We start from the raw sequence: 15,536 nt of genomic DNA, 5'->3' as shown, positions 1-15,536 counted from the left end.
CCCCACCCGCATCATCGGCAGGTTGTCCGTCGACCGATCCACAGGGAGGCCCCCATGGTCCAGCGCATCACCGTCCCCAGCCTCTTCACGCCGCCCCGCTACTCCCACGCAACCGTCGTCGAGGCCGGGACGAAGCTCGCCTTCCTCGCTGGTTCCGTGCCGCTCGACGCCGACGGGAAGGTGGTCGGCGAGGGCGATCCCGTACGGCAGGCCGAACAGGTGCTGGCCAATCTCGAGGAGCAACTGCGGGCGGTCGGCAGCGACATGACGCACGTCGTGTCGACCGACGTGTATGTCGTCGGCAGTGAACCGGCGGTGCTGTCGGCGGTCTGGGATGTCGTCGAGGCGTCCGGGCTGAGCATCGGCCCGCACTCGTCCACGCTGATCGGGGTGGCCTGCCTCGGGTACACCGGACAGCTCGTGGAGATCACGGCAACCGCCGTCGTGCCCGAGCCGGTGCCGGAGCACGCGGACGTGTCCGAACCCGACCGCGCCTAGGGGTAAGGCCCTGCCGGCCGCGTCGGTCCGTCAGCTCGAGACGTCGAGCGCGATGCCGTCCGCCCGGGCGATACCTGAGAAACGCAACGCCTCGCCGGGCGGGTGAGGTCACCGCCTGCCACCGCCCGGCCGACCACCTCGGGTTGCCCGCCTCAGGTCGCCCGCCGGCAGGCCGACCGAGCGGCACAGCACCGCGTACAGTCCGGCCGCCGACGCCGTCCCGATGAACCAGGAGTACGGGGCCACGTCGCTGAAGTCCTTCACCAGGGCGAGAACCGCGGCGACGGCCGCCGAGGGCAGGAAGGCCCACAGCGCCTTGGGGTTGACGCTGCGGTAGTAGTACGGCGATCCCGGCTGGGCGTCGAAGAGCTGCTCGACGTCGACGTGCGGTTCGATCTCCGGATACAAGCCCATCGCCCGAGGCTAGCCCGCGCACGGCCGCATCATCCGCTCCAGCCCCAGCCCCAACTCCAACGCCAACGCCAACGCCAACGCCCGAGGGCTAACCCGGATCCGGCAGGGTCGTCAGCCCCGCCGCCCGCGCCGCTGTCCGCAGTACGTCCCGCAGCATGGCGGGGGTCAGCCGCCCGGTGAAGATGTTCCGCTGACTGACATGGAAACACCCGAAGAGTTCCAGCCCCTTCAACCCCTCCGGCCCCTCCTGACCGTCCGGCCCGTCCAGGCGGCCGTCCAGCAGCACATGGGCTCCGTGCGTGAAGACCGGCCGCGGCCTGGGCACGGCCCAGCCCGCTTCCGCCAAGGCGGGCAACGCGGCCTGCCACCCGAAGGCGCCGAGCACCACCACCGCCCGCAGCGAGGGCCGCAGAAGCTCCAACTCCCTTACCAGCCAAGGGCGGCAGGTGTCCCGCTCCGTTGGCGTCGGCTTGTTGGCGGGCGGCGCGCAGTGCACGGGTGAGGTGACGCGTACGCCGTAGAGCTCAAGCCCGTCGTCCACGCTCACCGACGTTCCCCGCGATGCCAGCCCCACGTCGTGCAGCGCCGCGTAGAGCACCTCTCCGGACCGGTCCCCCGTGAACATCCGTCCGGTCCGGTTCCCGCCGTGCGCGGCGGGCGCGAGTCCGACGATGAGCAGCGCGGCGTCGGACGGTCCGAAGCCGGCGACCGGCCGCCCCCAGTACGTCTGGTCGGCGAAGGCGGCGCGCTTGGTGCGGGCCACCTCCTCGCGCCACTCGACCAGGCGCGGACAGGCGCGGCACCCGGTGATCCGCGCGTCCAGTTCGGCCAGGCCGTCGCCGTCCATGCCACCACCGTACGGCCACACGCGCCCCTCACCACCACGCGCACGCCCCGCCACACGCATTCCTCATACGACCACGCGCGCCCCGCGCGGCTACGCCGTCGCCGCCCCGACGGCCACAAACCCGCAGATCAGCAGGAACAGGAGGGCGAGCAGCGGCCAGACGAAGCGCAGGTACTTGTCGTAACCGACCTTGGCCAGGGCCACCCCGCCGATGGTCACCGCGGTCGTCGGCACCCAGAGGTTCATCCAGCCGCTCGCGGACTGCCAGGCGGTGACGACGACGGCGCGGGAGACGCCGGCGAAGTCGGCGAGCGGGGCGAGGATCGGCATGGCGAGGGTCGCGTGGCCGGAGGTGGAGGGGATGAGGAAGGCCAGCGGCAGGTTCACGACGAACACGATGATCGCGAAGACGCTGGAGGACGTCTCCCTCACGACCCCCTCGATCGAGTGCAGGACCGTGTCGGTGATCTTCGAGTTGTTCATGATCACGGTGACCCCGCGTGCCAGCACGATCACCAGCGCGGGCGACATGAAGTCCGCCGCGCCCTGGATGATCGTCGAACTCAGCCTCTGCTCACCCATGCGCGCGACGAGCCCGACCAGCACGGCCGCGCACAGGAACAGCGCGGCCAACTCCGGGAAGGACCAGTCGAGTTCGAAGCCGTACGGGATCGCGTCCGCCTTGCCGGTGAGCGCACTGGACCAGGGCACGACAGAGAAGATCATGAAGGCGAAGACCAGCGCCGTGGTGGCCAGGACCGCCTTGTGCAGGCCGGTCAGTTCAGGGACCTCACCGGCCGCCTCCTGGGCGTGCTCCCGGTCCCCGGGCAGGAATCCGGTGAGCGACCGGTCCGGATTCTTCTGTACGCGCCGCGCGTACCGGATGACGTACACGACCGTCACCGCCGTCAGCACCAGCCACATCACGAAGCGCAGAGCGATGCCGTCACCGAGCGAGATGTCGGCCGCGGAGGAAGCCACGCCCGTCGCGAAGGGGTTGACCGTCGAGCACAGCACGCCGATTCCGGCGCCCAGGATGATCGTGCCGACCGCCACCATCCGGTCGTACCCGAGCGCCAGCATCAACGGCACGATCAGCCCGTAGAAACCCAGTGTCTCCTCGGCGAAGCCCTCCACGGTGCCGAGCACCGAGAACACCACCATGATGCCGGCGATGAGCAGCGCCCCACGCGCCCGCAGCCGGTGAGCGAGCCGGCCGATGCCCCGGTCGAGCGCACCCGTCGCGAACACCACCGTGATGAACGCGCCGATGGCGAGCACGAAGAGGAACACGCCCGCGCTGCCGTACAGTTCCCCGGCCAGGTCCGGCCCGACTTGGCCGCTCTTCCGGTCCCGGATGCCGTAAAGACCGTTGACCGGCGAGAGAAAAAGGTCGTTGAGCCGCTCGACAAAGCTCTCACCGGAGTCGACCCGATGGTACGTGCCTTGGATCGGCGCCCCCGACGCCGTGCGGTCGTACTGCCCCGCCGGGATGAGGAAGGCGAGCAGCCACACCACGATCGTGACGACGGCGAGCACGGTGAGGGCGCTGGGAAAGGTGAATCTGCTCCGGTGCGGCGGCTCGTCGGTGGCTCGCCCGGCGTCCGGGGTGAGGGTCATCCGGCGCCCCCGGGCCGGACCCCGTCATCCGCGTCGGCCCGAAGGTCCACCATGTGCTCCCCGTCCCCATGCCGGAGGTCCGCCGCGTGCTCCCCGCCCCCATGGCGAAGGTCCGCCGGCACGGGCTCGACCGGGAGGCCCGGGAAGGTGACCGAAGCCATCGCGGCAAGCCGCTCCAGATCGGCGCGAAGGCCTTCCATCAACGCGTCGACCTTCGCTGCCATCTCCACGACGGGCCCCTCCGCTGTTCCCTCATGCACCCTGGACGACCTCACGCAAACGACCTCACGCAACAGCCTCAGGGCTCCGGAGGGCGGTCGCATCCGGAGTGGTCCGTGCGGTGGCCCGCCGAGTAGTCCGTGCGGTGGCCCGCCGAGTGGTCCCATGCGGTAGCCCGTGCAGTGGTCCGTGCTGTGGCCCGCGGGGTGGTCCATGCGGTGGCCCGTGCGAGGGGAAATCCACCCGGCGGCCGGGGCCGCGGGGACTAAAGTCGAGGGCATGGCTTCTCAGGGTGCTGACGGGGAGAAGAAGGTGACGGGTGCCGGAAGTGCGGGCGGTACGCGCGGCTCCGGCGACGCGGTGGCCGCGGCCGAGGCCGCCGCTCCCGCGGGCGGCGAGAGCGTGCGCGTCGACAGCTGGATCTGGTCCGTCCGTCTCGTCAAGACCCGCTCGATGGGCGCCACCGCCTGCCGCGGCGGGCATGTCCGGGTGAACGGCGAGCGCGTCAAGCCCGCGCATGCCGTTCGGGTCGGCGACGAGGTGCGCCTGCGGCACGACGGGCGGGAGCGGGTCGTCGTGGTGAAGCGGGTGATCCGCAAGCGGGTCGGGGCGCCCGTCGCCGTCGAGTGCTACGTCGACAACAGTCCGCCGCCTCCGCCGCGCGAGGCGGTCGCGCCGGCCGGGATCCGCGACCGGGGGGCGGGACGGCCGACCAAGCGGGACCGGCGCGACCTGGAGCGCTTGCGGGGGCTCGCCGCCGGTTCACCCGGTTTCTTCGGCTCGCCCGGGCCAACCGGGCCCACCCAAACCCCCAGGTCCACCCAAACCCCCAGGTCCACCGGATCCACCCGCTCCTCCAGGTCGAGCGGCTCCCCCGGTTCCCCCGGCTCTCCCGGCTCCGCCGGTTCCCCCGGTTCCGCCGAGGCAGGCTCCTGACCCCGCGTGTGCCGCCGTACGACGTTCAGGGCTCCCCCTGCTGAAAGGGGGAGCCCTTCGTCTCGTACGGCGCGCACGCCCCACGCGTCACGCCCTCCGGCGCACCCGGCGGAGCAGATCGGTGGTGTGACCGCGCCTGGCCCACGCGATCAGGGCGAGCGGCAGGATCAGGATCAGCGGGGTCGCCACGTACGGGCCGTGGATGGCGGTGACGTTCACGATGAACGCGCCGACCATCAGCGCGCTGAGCGCCACCGCTGCCACGGAGTCCAGGAGCGGGGTCAACAGGGCGATCCCTCCGGCGAGTTCGAGCGCGCCGATGATGTACATGCCCGTGTGGCCCCAGCCGAGCTTGTCGAAGGACTCGACGGCGGAGGGGTGGGCGATCAGCTTGGGGAGGGCGCTCGCGATCGCGTAGAAGAGACCGAGGACGATCTGCAGGGCCGTGAGGGAGATGCGGGCTCGGCGGGTGCGGGGGGTGCCGGTGCGGAAAGTGCCGGGGGCCGTGGCGGAGGTGGGGAGGGCGGTCTCGGACATGGAGGTCTCCTGTGTGAGCGGTAGCTGTCGCTTTCACAGAGGTAGACCGGGTGGAGGGCCGGAACTCATCGGTGTGCGGGTGCCCCGAGTCAGCCCTTCACCGCCCTCACCCACACCCCGTCCCCCGTCAGATACCGGTCCACCCGCAACCCCGCCTCCCGCAGCGCTTCCTCGAATTGGTCTCTCGTCAAGGGGCGGGCCAGGAAGGTCTGGGTCCAGGTGGCGTCCGGGAATTCGTACTCCGCGTGGACCGAGTTCACCCCGTCTCCCACCGGCTCCGCGGAGACGATCCGTAGGGTGAAGCCGGAGGGGTCGACCCGCTCGCGGGGCACGTTCGTGTGCCAGTCCTCTCCCTCGCGCTGGATCAACACGCAGCCGCCCTCGGCCACATGGCGGGCGCACGACCTCAGGATCGCCCGCCGTTCCTCGGGATCACCGGTGTGGACGAGGAACGACGCGAGCATCACCACGTCGAAGGTCTCGCCGGGGTCGCGGTCGAGATGGAGGTCCTCGATCGTGCTGCATATCGTGCGGGCCCCGCGAATCCGCTGCAGCATCTCGGGCGACTCGTCCACCGCCGTGACCGTGAACCCGCGCTCCAGGAGGGGGTGGGTCATCCGGCCCACTCCGCTGCCCAGCTCCAGGATGTGCGCGCCCGCGGGCACCGCCGCGGTGATGATGTCCGGCTCGTCTCCGACGGGCAGGCGCGTGTACAGCTCGACCGCGCAGCCGTCCGGTGTGATGGCACCGGGGCCGGTTCCCTCGTGTCCCTGACGCTTCTCGATCCTCATACCCGTCCAACGGGCGGCCTCCGCCGACGCGTTCCCACCCCGCCCCCATTCACCCGTTCGAGTGGCGAGCTACAGTGCGAACCACCCTTGCCCGCCATACCAGTGGCCGCCCGCGCGCAGATGATCCCCCACCGCGCGCTCGACACTGTTGCGTCGTGGCAGCTCCTCCACCGCCAGCTCCGGGTCGCCGAAGACGAAACCGACGGGCACTCCGTCGTCCGGGGTCTGATTCTGGTACACGAGCTCGAACCGGTCCTGGAAGCGGATGATGTTGGATTCTGCCGGCAGATACCGCTTGAGCTGGGTGTCGAGCAGCCAGGAGTGGCAGACGGCGACGTCATGGCGCTCGTCGGGGTAGTGGCGGGCGAAGAACTCCAGTGCCAGCGCGAGCGACCGGTCGCAGGCGGACGGGGACAGCGGGCCGCGGAAGTCGGTGATGTGCAGGCTCAGGTAGGGGTCGCCGGGGCCCAGATCCAGGCCCGCCGCCGCGACGGCCCGGCCCGTGCGTTGGCCGAGCCGCGCCCGCTGGAACTGGAGCCGGCCCAGCTGGAACAGCTCGCCATGGAAGTGCAGGGCTATCCACCAGGGGAACAGCAGCCCAGGGGTACCGAGCCGTCTGTGGTGGACGGCCACGTGCCGGCCGAGATCGGCGAGGGTGCGCCGCGACACGTCCTCCGGGACTCCGCGCTCCCGGTGGTACGCCCGCACGTACGGAAGCGCCGCGATGAAGACGTACACGTGGAAGCACCGCCCGAGCGCCCCCGTCGACGCGGGGAACGCGGGCGGCTCCCAGCCCTTTCCGATCTCCCCCATGTCGCGTACGAAGCGGGCGACGCAGCGGGAGAGAAGCGCCATGGTCTCCGGATCCGCCGCCAACTCGTCGCGCAGCGCGACGAGTTCATTGATGTGCTCGTGGGCCACGGTCAGGTCCAGCAGGACGTCCGGCAGCTCGGCCGCGTCCGGAAGCACCGCTTCCACGCGGGGAGCGCCCTCGCTCTCCAGATCCCTCAGCCACTCCGCGAGCCTCGCGTCCGCCCGCAGCGCCTCCAGCAGCACCGTCGCCTCCCCCATCGATCGTCGCTCCGACCGCTCTCCCATGGTGAACGTGCACCACGAAGAGTACGTTTCCCAGTAGGAGTAGTGATCCGAATGCGTACGGGCAGTGAACCGGTGACAGCGCGCAGTGCTCTGCGGCTGCGCTTCTGGCTGAGCCTGTGGGGGCTGATCTGGGCGATGGCCGGAACGGCGGCGTTCGCCCTGGTCGGGCGGCCCGGCTGGGCGGCCGCGTGCGGGGTGCTGTGGCTGATCGTCACCGTAGACATGATCATGATCCTGCGGCACATCCATCAGGGGCCGCACTATCAGCCGGGCCGCGACGTCCCGCCGTATCAACCGCCGGAGCCGCCGGAGCCGCCGGGACCTCGGCCCTCACGGCACCGGCCTACGTTCCGGCCGCCGCAACACCGCCATCCCTGACAGCGACCCGGCGTACGACGCGGTTCACGGCACGTATGTCACCCGTCACCGGGCGGCGAGTGGGACCGACGACTCACGAGTCGAAGCGTGCCGCTTCCAGATACTGCGGCTTCGGGTCGAGCGCCGCCGCCAGTCTGAAGTGCCGCTTCGCCTGCTCGGGGCGTCGCTGGCGCTCATAGGTGCGGGCGAGCGCGAAGTGCGCGAACGCGTTGTCCGGCTCGCGCTCCAGGACGATCGTGAACTCCAGCTCGGCGGGGCGCAGTTGCGCGGCGGCGAAGAAGGCTCGGGCGCGCAGCAGCCGGGCCGCGGTGTTCTCCGGGTGCGCGGCGATGACCGGGTCGAGCAGTTTCACCGCGCCCCGTGGGTCCCGCGCGGCGAGCAGTCGCTCGGCGGCGCGGAAGTCGATGACATGCGTCTCCGGTGTACGTCCGGTCGAACCGCTGGTCTCGGGCACGGCAGAGTCCTTCCCTCACTCCAAGGGTTCAACGCCCCCTCGGGGGCCCGCTATTCCTGGGGCCGCCGCGTTCTGTGTACGAGATCCGCCCATACGTCCCGTACGCGCCGCTGCAGCTCCTCCAGGGGTACGTCGTTGTCGATCACGATGTCCGCGATCTCCAGGCGCTTGTCGCGTGGGGCCTGGGCGGCCATGCGGGCGCGGGCGTCCTCCTCGGCCATGCCGCGCAGCCGTACGAGGCGATCGAGCTGGGTCTCGGGGCGGGCGTCGACGACGATCACGACGTCGTACAGCGATGCGAGGCCGTTTTCCGCGAGCAGGGGGACGTCGTGCACGACGACGGCATCCTCGGAGGCGGCGTTCTCGAGTTCCCGGGAGCGGGCGCCCACCAGAGGGTGCACGATCGCGTTGAGGACGGCGAGCTTCTCCGGGTCGGCGAAGACGATCGAGCCCAGCTTGGGCCGGTCCAGGCTGCCGTCCGGTGCGAGCACGTCCTCGCCGAAGGCGTCGACGACCGCCGCCAGCCCGGGAGTTCCGGGCGCGACGACCTCCCGCGCGATCCTGTCCGCGTCGATCAGCACCGCGCCGCGCTCGACGAGGAGCCGCGACACCTCGCTCTTGCCGGCGCCGATACCACCGGTCAGGCCCACCTTCAGCATGACCGGAAGCTTAGGGCCTGCCTCCGACAGCGCCATGTGCGGGCCCGGGAGCGGACCGTGAGTGGGCCCGAAGGTCAGCCGTCGCCCTCGCGCTCCGCCAGGAACCGCTCGAACTCCAGCCCGATCTCGTCGGCCGACGGGATATCCACGGGCTCCGCGAGCATGTTGCCCCGCGTTTCGGCGCCCGCCGCGGCGTCGTACTGGTGCTCGAGGCCCTGGACGAGAGCGACGAGTTCCTCGTCGCCCTCCTGGATCTGCCGGTCGATCTCGGTCTGCGTGCGGTGCGCCTCGGTGCGCAAGGAGTGCGCGATGCCGGGCAGTACCAGGCCGGTCGCGGCGGTGATCGACTCCAGGACGGTCAACGCGGCGTCCGGGTACGGGGAGCGGGCGATGTAGTGCGGCACGTGTGCGGCGACGCCGAGGACGTCGTGTCCGGCCTCCATGAGGCGGTACTCGACGAGGGACTCGGCGCTTCCGGGCACCTGTGCCTCGTCGAAGGGGCTGCGGTGGCCGGGCACCAGCTCGGTGCGGTTGCCGTGCGGGGTGAGGCCCACGGGTCGCGTGTGCGGGACGCCCATGGGGATGCCGTGGAAGTTCACCGAGAGGCGGACGCCGAGCCGCTCCACGATCTGCTGGACGGCGGCGGCGAAGCGCTCCCACTCCACGTCCGGCTCGGGACCGGACAGCAGCAGGAACGGCGCGCCCGTGGCGTCCTGCACCAGGCGTACGTCGAGAGTGGGCTCTTCGTAATCGGTCCAGCGGTCGCGCTTGAACGTCAGCAGCGGACGGCGGGCCCGGTAGTCCACGAGCCGGTCGTGGTCGAAACGGGCCACGACCTGGTGGGGCAGCGAGTCGAGCAGCCGGTCGACGATCTGGTCGCCGGTTTCGCCCGCGTCGATGTATCCGTCGAAGTGGTAGAGCATGACAAGACCGGCCGACTCCTGGGCGAGTGCCATGTCGACCACGGCCAAGCCCTTCGGCTCCCATGCGTACAAACCCTGCGGATCAAGCACTGTGACCGCTCCTCCTCGTGTTCGTACTGCACAACGTGGTGCGCGGCGCGGGCATTCCCGGCCCGCGCCGCGCACCGCCGCCTCTTTCCGACGTCTCAGCCGCCACGAGCGGCTCAAAGTCCTCCGTCGGCGGCCATGAGGACGCCTGGGGACGGTTATGCGGACAGCACGCGCGCGTGGAGTGTGGTGACCGCCTTGCGGGCGGATGTGAACGCGCCGTGCTGCCAGGCGTCGGTGTAGCTGAGCCAGTCGCCCGCGAAGTAGACCCGCCCGGTGGGCTCGTTCAGCGGCTTGTAGCGGGCGTCGTCGGGGCCGCCGGGGGTGTCGTGCCAGGCGGCCTCCAGGTGGGGCGTCTGGCGCCAGTGGTGGGAGAAGGAGGACGCGAGTTCGGTGCGGTACTTCTCGCCGTAGATCTTCACGCCCGCGGCGACCGCGCGCTTCTCGCGCTCCTCGGGGGTGAGCTTGGCGTACGAGTCCGCGTCGCCGCCGTAGTTGTAGTAGCCGATCAGCACACCGCGCTCGCCGTGGAAGCCGTACGAGGGGTGCCAGATGTGGGTGACGTCCTGGTCGGTCTCGGTGATACCGCCGTAGATGCCGTGGTCGAGTTCCCACCAGCGCGAACGGTACTCCAGACCGATCTTGGCGGCGGACTGCGGAGTGATCGCCTCCAGGGCGCTCTGGACGCCGGATCCGAGGTTGTGCGGGATCCTGGCGAGGATGTTGGGCGGGAGGGCGCCTATGCAGTAGTCGGCGTCGATGGACTTCGTGCGGCCGCCCTGGGTGTAGGTGACGGTGACGCCATTCCCCTTGTCGGTGATTCTGGAGACCGCGGCCCCTGTACGGACGCGATGGGCCCCGATCTCCCTCGTCAGCGCCCTCGGTATCCGGTCCATCCCTCCCACCGGCTGGAACATCAGCATCGCCTGGTCGAAGCCGAACTCGAAGGAGAAGTAGCGGCCGACTCCGCTGGCGAACACCTCCGAGGCGGAGGGGATGTCACCGAGCAGGACACCGGGGGTGCCCGCGGCCGCCGGGACGGTGGTGTAGCCGCGGCGCTCTCCGCCCCCGTACGTCAGCTTGTCGCCGAGTTCGCCGAAGTCCTTGAGGAACTCGACGAGCTTCTCCTGGTCGGTGGCGGTCAGCTCCTTGTCGAGGGCGCCCTTGTCGGTGGCCTTGGCGAGCAACTCGGAGACGTAGCCGTACACATCGGCCTTCGCGGTGCGGTAGCGCACCGGCTTGGTCATGCCGCTCGACTCGTTGTAGAGGTACGCGTCCGCGTTCGTATTCGTGAACACTTCGATCGGAACGCCGAGTTCGCGGCAGTAGTCGAGGGTGACCATCCACTGCGGCAGGCGGGCCGGACCCGCGTTCATGTAGTGGCCCTCCCCGAAGCGGGCCGTCTGTGTGTTGCCGTAGAGGTCGGTGGTCGAATCGCCGCCGCGCACGGTGAAGTTGCGGCCACCGGTGCGGTCCCTGGCCTCCAGGACCGTACAGTCGTAGCCCGCCTTGCCGAGTTCGTACGCGGACGCCAGTCCCGCGATGCCGCCGCCGACGATCACGACCTTGGCGGCGCCGCGTCCGGTGAGCGTGAAATCGCTCGACTTCGGTGCGCGGAAGGACTGTTCACGCCCTGCCGCCTGGGCGGTGGGCGCGAGCCCGAGGGCTCCCATGGTGGCGAACATCGCGCCCGCGCCCCCGGTGAGACCGACGTTGCGGAGAAAGGCGCGCCGGCTCGCGTGTGTACCCGATCGCTGCTGTGCTGCCATGACTTCGGCTCCCCTCACGATCTTGAATGACGCGGGGATCCTGGCAACGGCCTGTTACGGCACGGGAGTTACTCGTGTATCCACCACGTTTCCCTCCCCGCACACCCGGAACCGGTCCGGACCTTGACGCAACCATGCGGCCCCCTTACGTTCATATGGGCACCCAAAGTTCACGTACAGGAACACGCTTCTATGCGAACCGACGGGAAGGTCACCCCCACATGCGCATCCGACGCACGCTCCTCCTCCCCCTGATCGCCGCGACGACGGCCACGGCCGGCGCGATCCTGACCGCTCCCTCCGCCTCGGCGGCCCAGGTCATCGAGGTCTCCACCGCCGCCCAGCTGAAGTCGGCGCTCACCTCGGCGTCCTCCGGCGACACGATCCACCTCGCGGACGGCACGTACAGCGGCAATTTCACAACCACGCTCGACGGGACCTCGGCGTCACGGATCACGCTCACCGGCTCCTCGAAGGCCGTCCTGAAGGCCGGTGGCGGCTACGGCCTGCACCTCGACGGCGCCTCGTACTGGACGGTCCGCGGTATCACCGTCACCGGCGGCCAGAAGGGCATCATGATCGACTCGGCGCAGGGCGTCGTCGTCGACACGGTCACCGTCCATGGACTCGACATGGAGGGCGTCCATTTCCGCAACTCCAGCACGGACGGCGTGATCAAGAACTCGAAGATCTACGACACCGGCAACGACGGCCGCGGGATGGGCGAGGGCGTGTACGTGGGCACGGCCGGCGGCACCTCCGACAAGAGCGACCGCATCGAGATCACCGGCAACACCATCGGCCCGGACGTGGGCGGCGAGAACGTCGACATCAAGGAGGGCACCACGGGCGCGCGCATCACGGGCAACACTTTCGACGGCAGCGGCCTCACCGGCGCCAACTACGACGACTCCTGGGTCGACGTGAAGGGCAACGACGTCCTCGTGGAGAACAACAAAGGCACGGCCACGACGAACGACGGCTACGAGACCCACACCCAGCAGTCCGGCTGGGGCTGCGGCGCGGTGTTCCGGGGCAACACCTCGAACCTGACGGGCGCGACGGGCGACAAACAACTCGCGATCAACGTGACCAACTACGGCACGAGCTGCAAGACGACGGTGTACGCGTCGAACACGGTGACGGGCGGCAAGGGCCTCACGAACATCACCGTCACGCCATAGCGTCATCCCGGAGAAGCGCCCGTCAGGCGCGCGGGGACCTGTGCGACCAACCCTCACAGCCCGCGGACAAAAGACCGGTGGGCCGCACCCCCCGTAAGGGGTGCGGCCCACCGAACTACTGGCTAGCGGAACCTAGACGGTTCAGCTCTGGCCACCCGCAAGCTTCTCGCGAAGCGCGGCGAGGGCCTCGTCCGACGCCAGGGCGCCGGAGTTGTCGTCCGACTCCGAGGAGTACGAACCGCCCGAGACGCCCGCACCGGAACCGGCGGCGGGGGCGGCAGCGCCCTCGGCCTCGGCCTGCGCGTCCGCCTCGCGGGACTTGATGACCTGCGCCTGGTGCTGCTCGAAGCGCTGCTGCGCCTCGGCGTACTGGTGCTCCCACGCCTCCCGCTGGGTCTCGTAGCCCTCGAGCCAGTCGTTGGTCTCGGGGTCGAAGCCCTCGGGGTAGATGTAGTTGCCCTGGTCGTCGTACGACGCGGCCATGCCGTACAGGGTCGGGTCGAACTCGACCGAGGCCGGGTCGGCACCGAAGGACTCGTTGGCCTGCTTCAGCGAGAGGCTGATGCGACGGCGCTCGAGGTCGATGTCGATGACCTTGACGAAGATCTCGTCGTTGACCTGGACGACCTGCTCCGGGATCTCCACGTGGCGCTCGGCCAGCTCGGAGATGTGGACCAGACCCTCGATGCCCTCGTCCACGCGGACGAACGCACCGAACGGAACGAGCTTGGTGACCTTACCCGGGACGACCTGACCGATCTGGTGCGTACGGGCGAACTGCTGCCACGGGTCTTCCTGCGTCGCCTTGAGCGACAGGGAGACGCGCTCGCGGTCCATGTCGACGTCGAGGACCTCGACGGTGACTTCCTGGCCGACCTCGACAACCTCGGAGGGGTGGTCGATGTGCTTCCAGGAGAGCTCGGAGACGTGGACGAGACCGTCGACGCCACCCAGGTCCACGAAGGCACCGAAGTTGACGATCGAGGACACGACGCCGGAGCGGACCTGACCCTTCTGGAGGGTGGTGAGGAACGTCTGGCGAACCTCGGACTGGGTCTGCTCGAGCCAGGCACGGCGGGACAGGACCACGTTGTTGCGGTTCTTGTCCAGCTCGATGATCTTGGCCTCGAGCTCCTTGCCCACGTACGGCTGGAGGTCGCGAACGCGGCGCATCTCGACGAGGGAGGCCGGCAGGAAGCCACGGAGGCCGATGTCGAGGATGAGACCACCCTTGACGACCTCGATGACGGTACCGGTGACGATGCCGTCTTCTTCCTTGATCTTCTCGATCGTGCCCCAGGCCCGCTCGTACTGAGCGCGCTTCTTGGACAGGATCAGACGGCCTTCCTTGTCCTCCTTCTGGAGAACGAGGGCTTCGATCTCGTCACCGACGGCGACGACCTCGTTCGGGTCGACGTCGTGCTTGATGGAGAGTTCGCGGCTCGGGATGACGCCTTCGGTCTTGTAACCGATGTCGAGCAGGACCTCGTCCCGGTCGACCTTCACGATGACGCCGTCGACGATGTCGCCGTCGTTGAAGTACTTGATCGTCTCGTCGATCGCGGCGAGGAAGGCTTCCTCGTTACCGATGTCGTTGACCGCAACCTGCGGGGTGGTGGCGGTGGTCTCGGTGCTGCTCGTCATGTGGGAAAGGGCTCCGGTACGGACAGTGAGTCGTAGGTACTGCTTACGCCGGGAGCCCGTTTCGCTCTGCAGAAGGCCGGACAGCCAAGGAAGCGCCCAGCCTGGCCGGTGCCTTGACAAGCACACACCAGTGGCGCCTCGAAAACCGAGGGGACATACATACAGATGCGAGCGCAGCCTGCTACGTCTGAGGAGCGCAGGCCCGCAGCGCAACTTGTAGCATACGGGGGCAGCCGGGCAGGGTCAATGCGCGAAGGCGCACACCCGGGGCGGATCGCCGCATACCCGGCACAAGACCTGTCTCACGAGGCCACGCGGGCCATGGCGCGCCTCTGTCGTGACACCCCGAGACGGGTTGGACGGAAGAGTACGACGAGGGAGCCGATCATCCAAGAGCCCGAACCGTTCGAACCCGAAGCCACCCGACGTGACGCGAACGTCACGGAGAGTTCCCGGGCCAACCGGGGCTGGTGGGACCGGAACGCGGACGAGTACCAGATCGAGCACGGCACGTTTCTCGGGGACGACCGCTTCGTGTGGGGTCCCGAGGGCCTCGACGAGGTGGAGGCCGAGCTGCTCGGCCCGCCGGAGGACCTGAAGGGCAAGGACGTCCTGGAGATCGGCGCCGGGGCGGCCCAGTGCTCGCGCTGGCTGGCCGGCCAGGGCGCGCGTCCGGTGGCCCTGGACCTCTCCCACCGCCAGCTCCAGCACGCCCTGCGCATCGGCGGGGGCGTGCCTCTGGTGGAGGCCGACGCGGGCGCCCTGCCGTTCGCCGACGGCTCCTTCGACCTCGCCTGCTCGGCGTACGGCGCGCTGCCGTTCGTCGCCGACCCGGTCCGCGTCCTGCGCGAGGTGCACCGGGTGCTGCGCCCCGGGGGCCGCTTCGTCTTCTCGGTGACCCACCCGGTCCGCTGGGCGTTCCCGGACGAGCCGGGGCCCGAGGGCCTGTCGGTGTCCGCCTCCTACTTCGACCGCACTCCGTACGTGGAGCAGGACGAGGAGGGCCGCGCGGTGTACGTCGAGCACCACAGGACCGTCGGGGACCGCGTCCGCGACGTCGTGGCGGGTGGCTTCCGCCTGATCGACCTCGTCGAGCCGGAGTGGCCCGCCTGGAACACCCAGGAGTGGGGCGGCTGGTCCCCGTTGCGCGGGAATCTGATCCCGGGGACGGCGATCTTCGTGTGCGAGCGGGACTGACGCGCGGAGGGATGCGAAGTCCACGCGGGCGTGGACGGGGCGGTGCCGAGCCCACGCGCACGTGACGGGCGGTGCTGGGTCCACGCGCGCGTGACGACGGGCGGTGCTGGGTTCACGCGCGCGTGACGGGCGGTGGCGAGTCCACGCGCGCGTGGTGGGTGTCATAGCTCCACGCGCGCGAGGAGGACGTTCTTGACCGCACGCGCGCATGCGGCACGCGCGCGTGCGGGTGGGGCTGAACGTGCGCGCGTGCGGGGCTGTGGACTGCGCGTGCGCGTGCC

At 69.9% G+C, this 15,536-nt stretch carries 16 protein-coding genes and 1 pseudogene; 5 read left to right on the top strand and 12 right to left on the bottom strand.

Translation table 11 applies throughout. The features are described from left to right. The first annotated feature begins 54 nt into the window (after window positions 1-54). Window positions 55-498, top strand: a complete 444-nt coding sequence (locus tag ACFVXA_RS13705) for a RidA family protein (RefSeq protein ID WP_389514552.1) — start codon at window positions 55-57, stop codon at window positions 496-498. 108 nt (window positions 499-606) lie between these two features. Here ACFVXA_RS13705 and ACFVXA_RS13700 read toward each other — a convergent pair. The 4 genes and pseudogenes from ACFVXA_RS13700 to ACFVXA_RS13685 form a co-directional block, all read right to left on the bottom strand. Then, window positions 607-882, bottom strand: a pseudogene (locus tag ACFVXA_RS13700) (hypothetical protein); the annotation flags it as partial. A gap of 118 nt (window positions 883-1,000) precedes the next feature. Then, window positions 1,001-1,759, bottom strand: coding sequence for a uracil-DNA glycosylase (locus ACFVXA_RS13695; RefSeq protein ID WP_390025056.1), 759 nt, complete (start codon window positions 1,757-1,759; stop codon window positions 1,001-1,003). Window positions 1,760-1,849: 90 nt separating this feature from the next. Next, a complete protein-coding gene (locus ACFVXA_RS13690; protein ID WP_389757954.1) occupies window positions 1,850-3,379 on the bottom strand; it encodes a YfcC family protein in 1,530 nt (509 codons plus the stop codon). Beyond that, entirely contained in the window at window positions 3,376-3,609 is a 234-nt protein-coding gene (locus ACFVXA_RS13685) for a hypothetical protein (protein WP_362025544.1), read from the bottom strand. The genes ACFVXA_RS13690 and ACFVXA_RS13685 overlap by 4 nt, the downstream gene beginning before the upstream one ends. Before the next feature lie 268 nt (window positions 3,610-3,877). Here ACFVXA_RS13685 and ACFVXA_RS13680 point away from each other — a divergent pair, with 268 nt between their 5' ends. Continuing rightward, window positions 3,878-4,534: an RNA-binding S4 domain-containing protein gene (locus ACFVXA_RS13680; protein WP_390025054.1), complete on the top strand. Its 657-nt coding sequence runs from the start codon at window positions 3,878-3,880 to the stop codon at window positions 4,532-4,534. A gap of 87 nt (window positions 4,535-4,621) precedes the next feature. Here ACFVXA_RS13680 and ACFVXA_RS13675 read toward each other — a convergent pair whose 3' ends face one another. The 3 genes from ACFVXA_RS13675 to ACFVXA_RS13665 form a co-directional block, all read right to left on the bottom strand. After that, on the bottom strand, window positions 4,622-5,071 hold the full coding sequence (locus ACFVXA_RS13675; RefSeq protein WP_383745527.1) for a DoxX family protein: 450 nt from the start codon (window positions 5,069-5,071) through the stop codon (window positions 4,622-4,624). An 89-nt stretch (window positions 5,072-5,160) separates the two neighbouring features. Further along, complete coding sequence (locus ACFVXA_RS13670; protein ID WP_362025535.1) at window positions 5,161-5,862, bottom strand: class I SAM-dependent methyltransferase; 702 nt, start codon at window positions 5,860-5,862, stop codon at window positions 5,161-5,163. Window positions 5,863-5,931: 69 nt separating this feature from the next. Continuing rightward, window positions 5,932-6,831, bottom strand: coding sequence for an acyltransferase domain-containing protein (locus ACFVXA_RS13665; protein WP_390025099.1), 900 nt, complete (start codon window positions 6,829-6,831; stop codon window positions 5,932-5,934). 180 nt (window positions 6,832-7,011) lie between these two features. On the opposite strand from ACFVXA_RS13665, the gene ACFVXA_RS13660 reads away from it, so the two are divergent. Next, on the top strand, window positions 7,012-7,338 hold the full coding sequence (locus ACFVXA_RS13660; protein WP_390025052.1) for a DUF6343 family protein: 327 nt from the start codon (window positions 7,012-7,014) through the stop codon (window positions 7,336-7,338). A gap of 73 nt (window positions 7,339-7,411) precedes the next feature. Here the strand turns inward: ACFVXA_RS13660 and ACFVXA_RS13655 are convergent, their stop codons facing one another. From ACFVXA_RS13655 to ACFVXA_RS13640, 4 genes are all read right to left on the bottom strand, one after another. Next, window positions 7,412-7,792 (bottom strand): tetratricopeptide repeat protein, encoded by a 381-nt coding sequence (locus ACFVXA_RS13655; RefSeq protein ID WP_362025530.1) that lies wholly within the window; start codon window positions 7,790-7,792, stop codon window positions 7,412-7,414. A 50-nt stretch (window positions 7,793-7,842) separates the two neighbouring features. Next, window positions 7,843-8,451 (bottom strand): dephospho-CoA kinase, encoded by a 609-nt coding sequence (coaE, locus tag ACFVXA_RS13650; RefSeq protein WP_384399147.1) that lies wholly within the window; start codon window positions 8,449-8,451, stop codon window positions 7,843-7,845. A 74-nt stretch (window positions 8,452-8,525) separates the two neighbouring features. Beyond that, window positions 8,526-9,464, bottom strand: a complete 939-nt coding sequence (locus tag ACFVXA_RS13645) for a PAC2 family protein (protein WP_362025524.1) — start codon at window positions 9,462-9,464, stop codon at window positions 8,526-8,528. A 155-nt stretch (window positions 9,465-9,619) separates the two neighbouring features. Then, window positions 9,620-11,146: a flavin monoamine oxidase family protein gene (locus ACFVXA_RS13640; protein ID WP_390025097.1), complete on the bottom strand. Its 1,527-nt coding sequence runs from the start codon at window positions 11,144-11,146 to the stop codon at window positions 9,620-9,622. Window positions 11,147-11,451: 305 nt separating this feature from the next. Between ACFVXA_RS13640 and ACFVXA_RS13635 the strand changes: the two genes are divergently transcribed. Continuing rightward, window positions 11,452-12,414 (top strand): right-handed parallel beta-helix repeat-containing protein, encoded by a 963-nt coding sequence (locus ACFVXA_RS13635; protein ID WP_362025522.1) that lies wholly within the window; start codon window positions 11,452-11,454, stop codon window positions 12,412-12,414. Between the two features lie 141 nt (window positions 12,415-12,555). On the opposite strand, the gene rpsA is transcribed toward ACFVXA_RS13635, so the two are convergent. After that, window positions 12,556-14,058: a 30S ribosomal protein S1 gene (gene rpsA / locus ACFVXA_RS13630; RefSeq protein WP_362025519.1), complete on the bottom strand. Its 1,503-nt coding sequence runs from the start codon at window positions 14,056-14,058 to the stop codon at window positions 12,556-12,558. Window positions 14,059-14,379: 321 nt separating this feature from the next. Here rpsA and ACFVXA_RS13625 point away from each other — a divergent pair, with 321 nt between their 5' ends. Further along, complete coding sequence (locus ACFVXA_RS13625) at window positions 14,380-15,255, top strand: class I SAM-dependent methyltransferase (protein WP_384020214.1); 876 nt, start codon at window positions 14,380-14,382, stop codon at window positions 15,253-15,255. The last annotated feature ends 281 nt before the right edge of the window (window positions 15,256-15,536 follow it).

Origin of the sequence: Streptomyces sp. NPDC058246 (genome assembly GCF_042881985.1) — a bacterium.
Taxonomy (GTDB): Bacteria; Actinomycetota; Actinomycetes; order Streptomycetales; family Streptomycetaceae; genus Streptomyces.
Note: the sequence above shows the minus strand (reverse complement) of the source record. Positions and strands in the feature narration are given on the sequence as shown.

What these genes read in the sequence shown, in the direction of transcription:
- ACFVXA_RS13705 (WP_389514552.1), top strand. Translation starts at nt 55, where the DNA reads ATGGTCCAGCGCATCACCGTCCCCAGCCTCTTCACGCCGCCCCGCTAC.
- ACFVXA_RS13695 (WP_390025056.1), bottom strand. Translation starts at nt 1,759, where the DNA reads ATGGACGGCGACGGCCTGGCCGAACTGGACGCGCGGATCACCGGGTGC.
- ACFVXA_RS13690 (WP_389757954.1), bottom strand. Translation starts at nt 3,379, where the DNA reads ATGACCCTCACCCCGGACGCCGGGCGAGCCACCGACGAGCCGCCGCAC.
- ACFVXA_RS13680 (WP_390025054.1), top strand. Translation starts at nt 3,878, where the DNA reads ATGGCTTCTCAGGGTGCTGACGGGGAGAAGAAGGTGACGGGTGCCGGA.
- ACFVXA_RS13675 (WP_383745527.1), bottom strand. Translation starts at nt 5,071, where the DNA reads ATGTCCGAGACCGCCCTCCCCACCTCCGCCACGGCCCCCGGCACTTTC.
- ACFVXA_RS13670 (WP_362025535.1), bottom strand. Translation starts at nt 5,862, where the DNA reads ATGAGGATCGAGAAGCGTCAGGGACACGAGGGAACCGGCCCCGGTGCC.
- ACFVXA_RS13660 (WP_390025052.1), top strand. Translation starts at nt 7,012, where the DNA reads ATGCGTACGGGCAGTGAACCGGTGACAGCGCGCAGTGCTCTGCGGCTG.
- coaE (WP_384399147.1), bottom strand. Translation starts at nt 8,451, where the DNA reads ATGCTGAAGGTGGGCCTGACCGGTGGTATCGGCGCCGGCAAGAGCGAG.
- ACFVXA_RS13640 (WP_390025097.1), bottom strand. Translation starts at nt 11,146, where the DNA reads ATGTTCGCCACCATGGGAGCCCTCGGGCTCGCGCCCACCGCCCAGGCG.
- ACFVXA_RS13635 (WP_362025522.1), top strand. Translation starts at nt 11,452, where the DNA reads ATGCGCATCCGACGCACGCTCCTCCTCCCCCTGATCGCCGCGACGACG.
- rpsA (WP_362025519.1), bottom strand. Translation starts at nt 14,058, where the DNA reads ATGACGAGCAGCACCGAGACCACCGCCACCACCCCGCAGGTTGCGGTC.
- ACFVXA_RS13625 (WP_384020214.1), top strand. Translation starts at nt 14,380, where the DNA reads ATGGCGCGCCTCTGTCGTGACACCCCGAGACGGGTTGGACGGAAGAGT.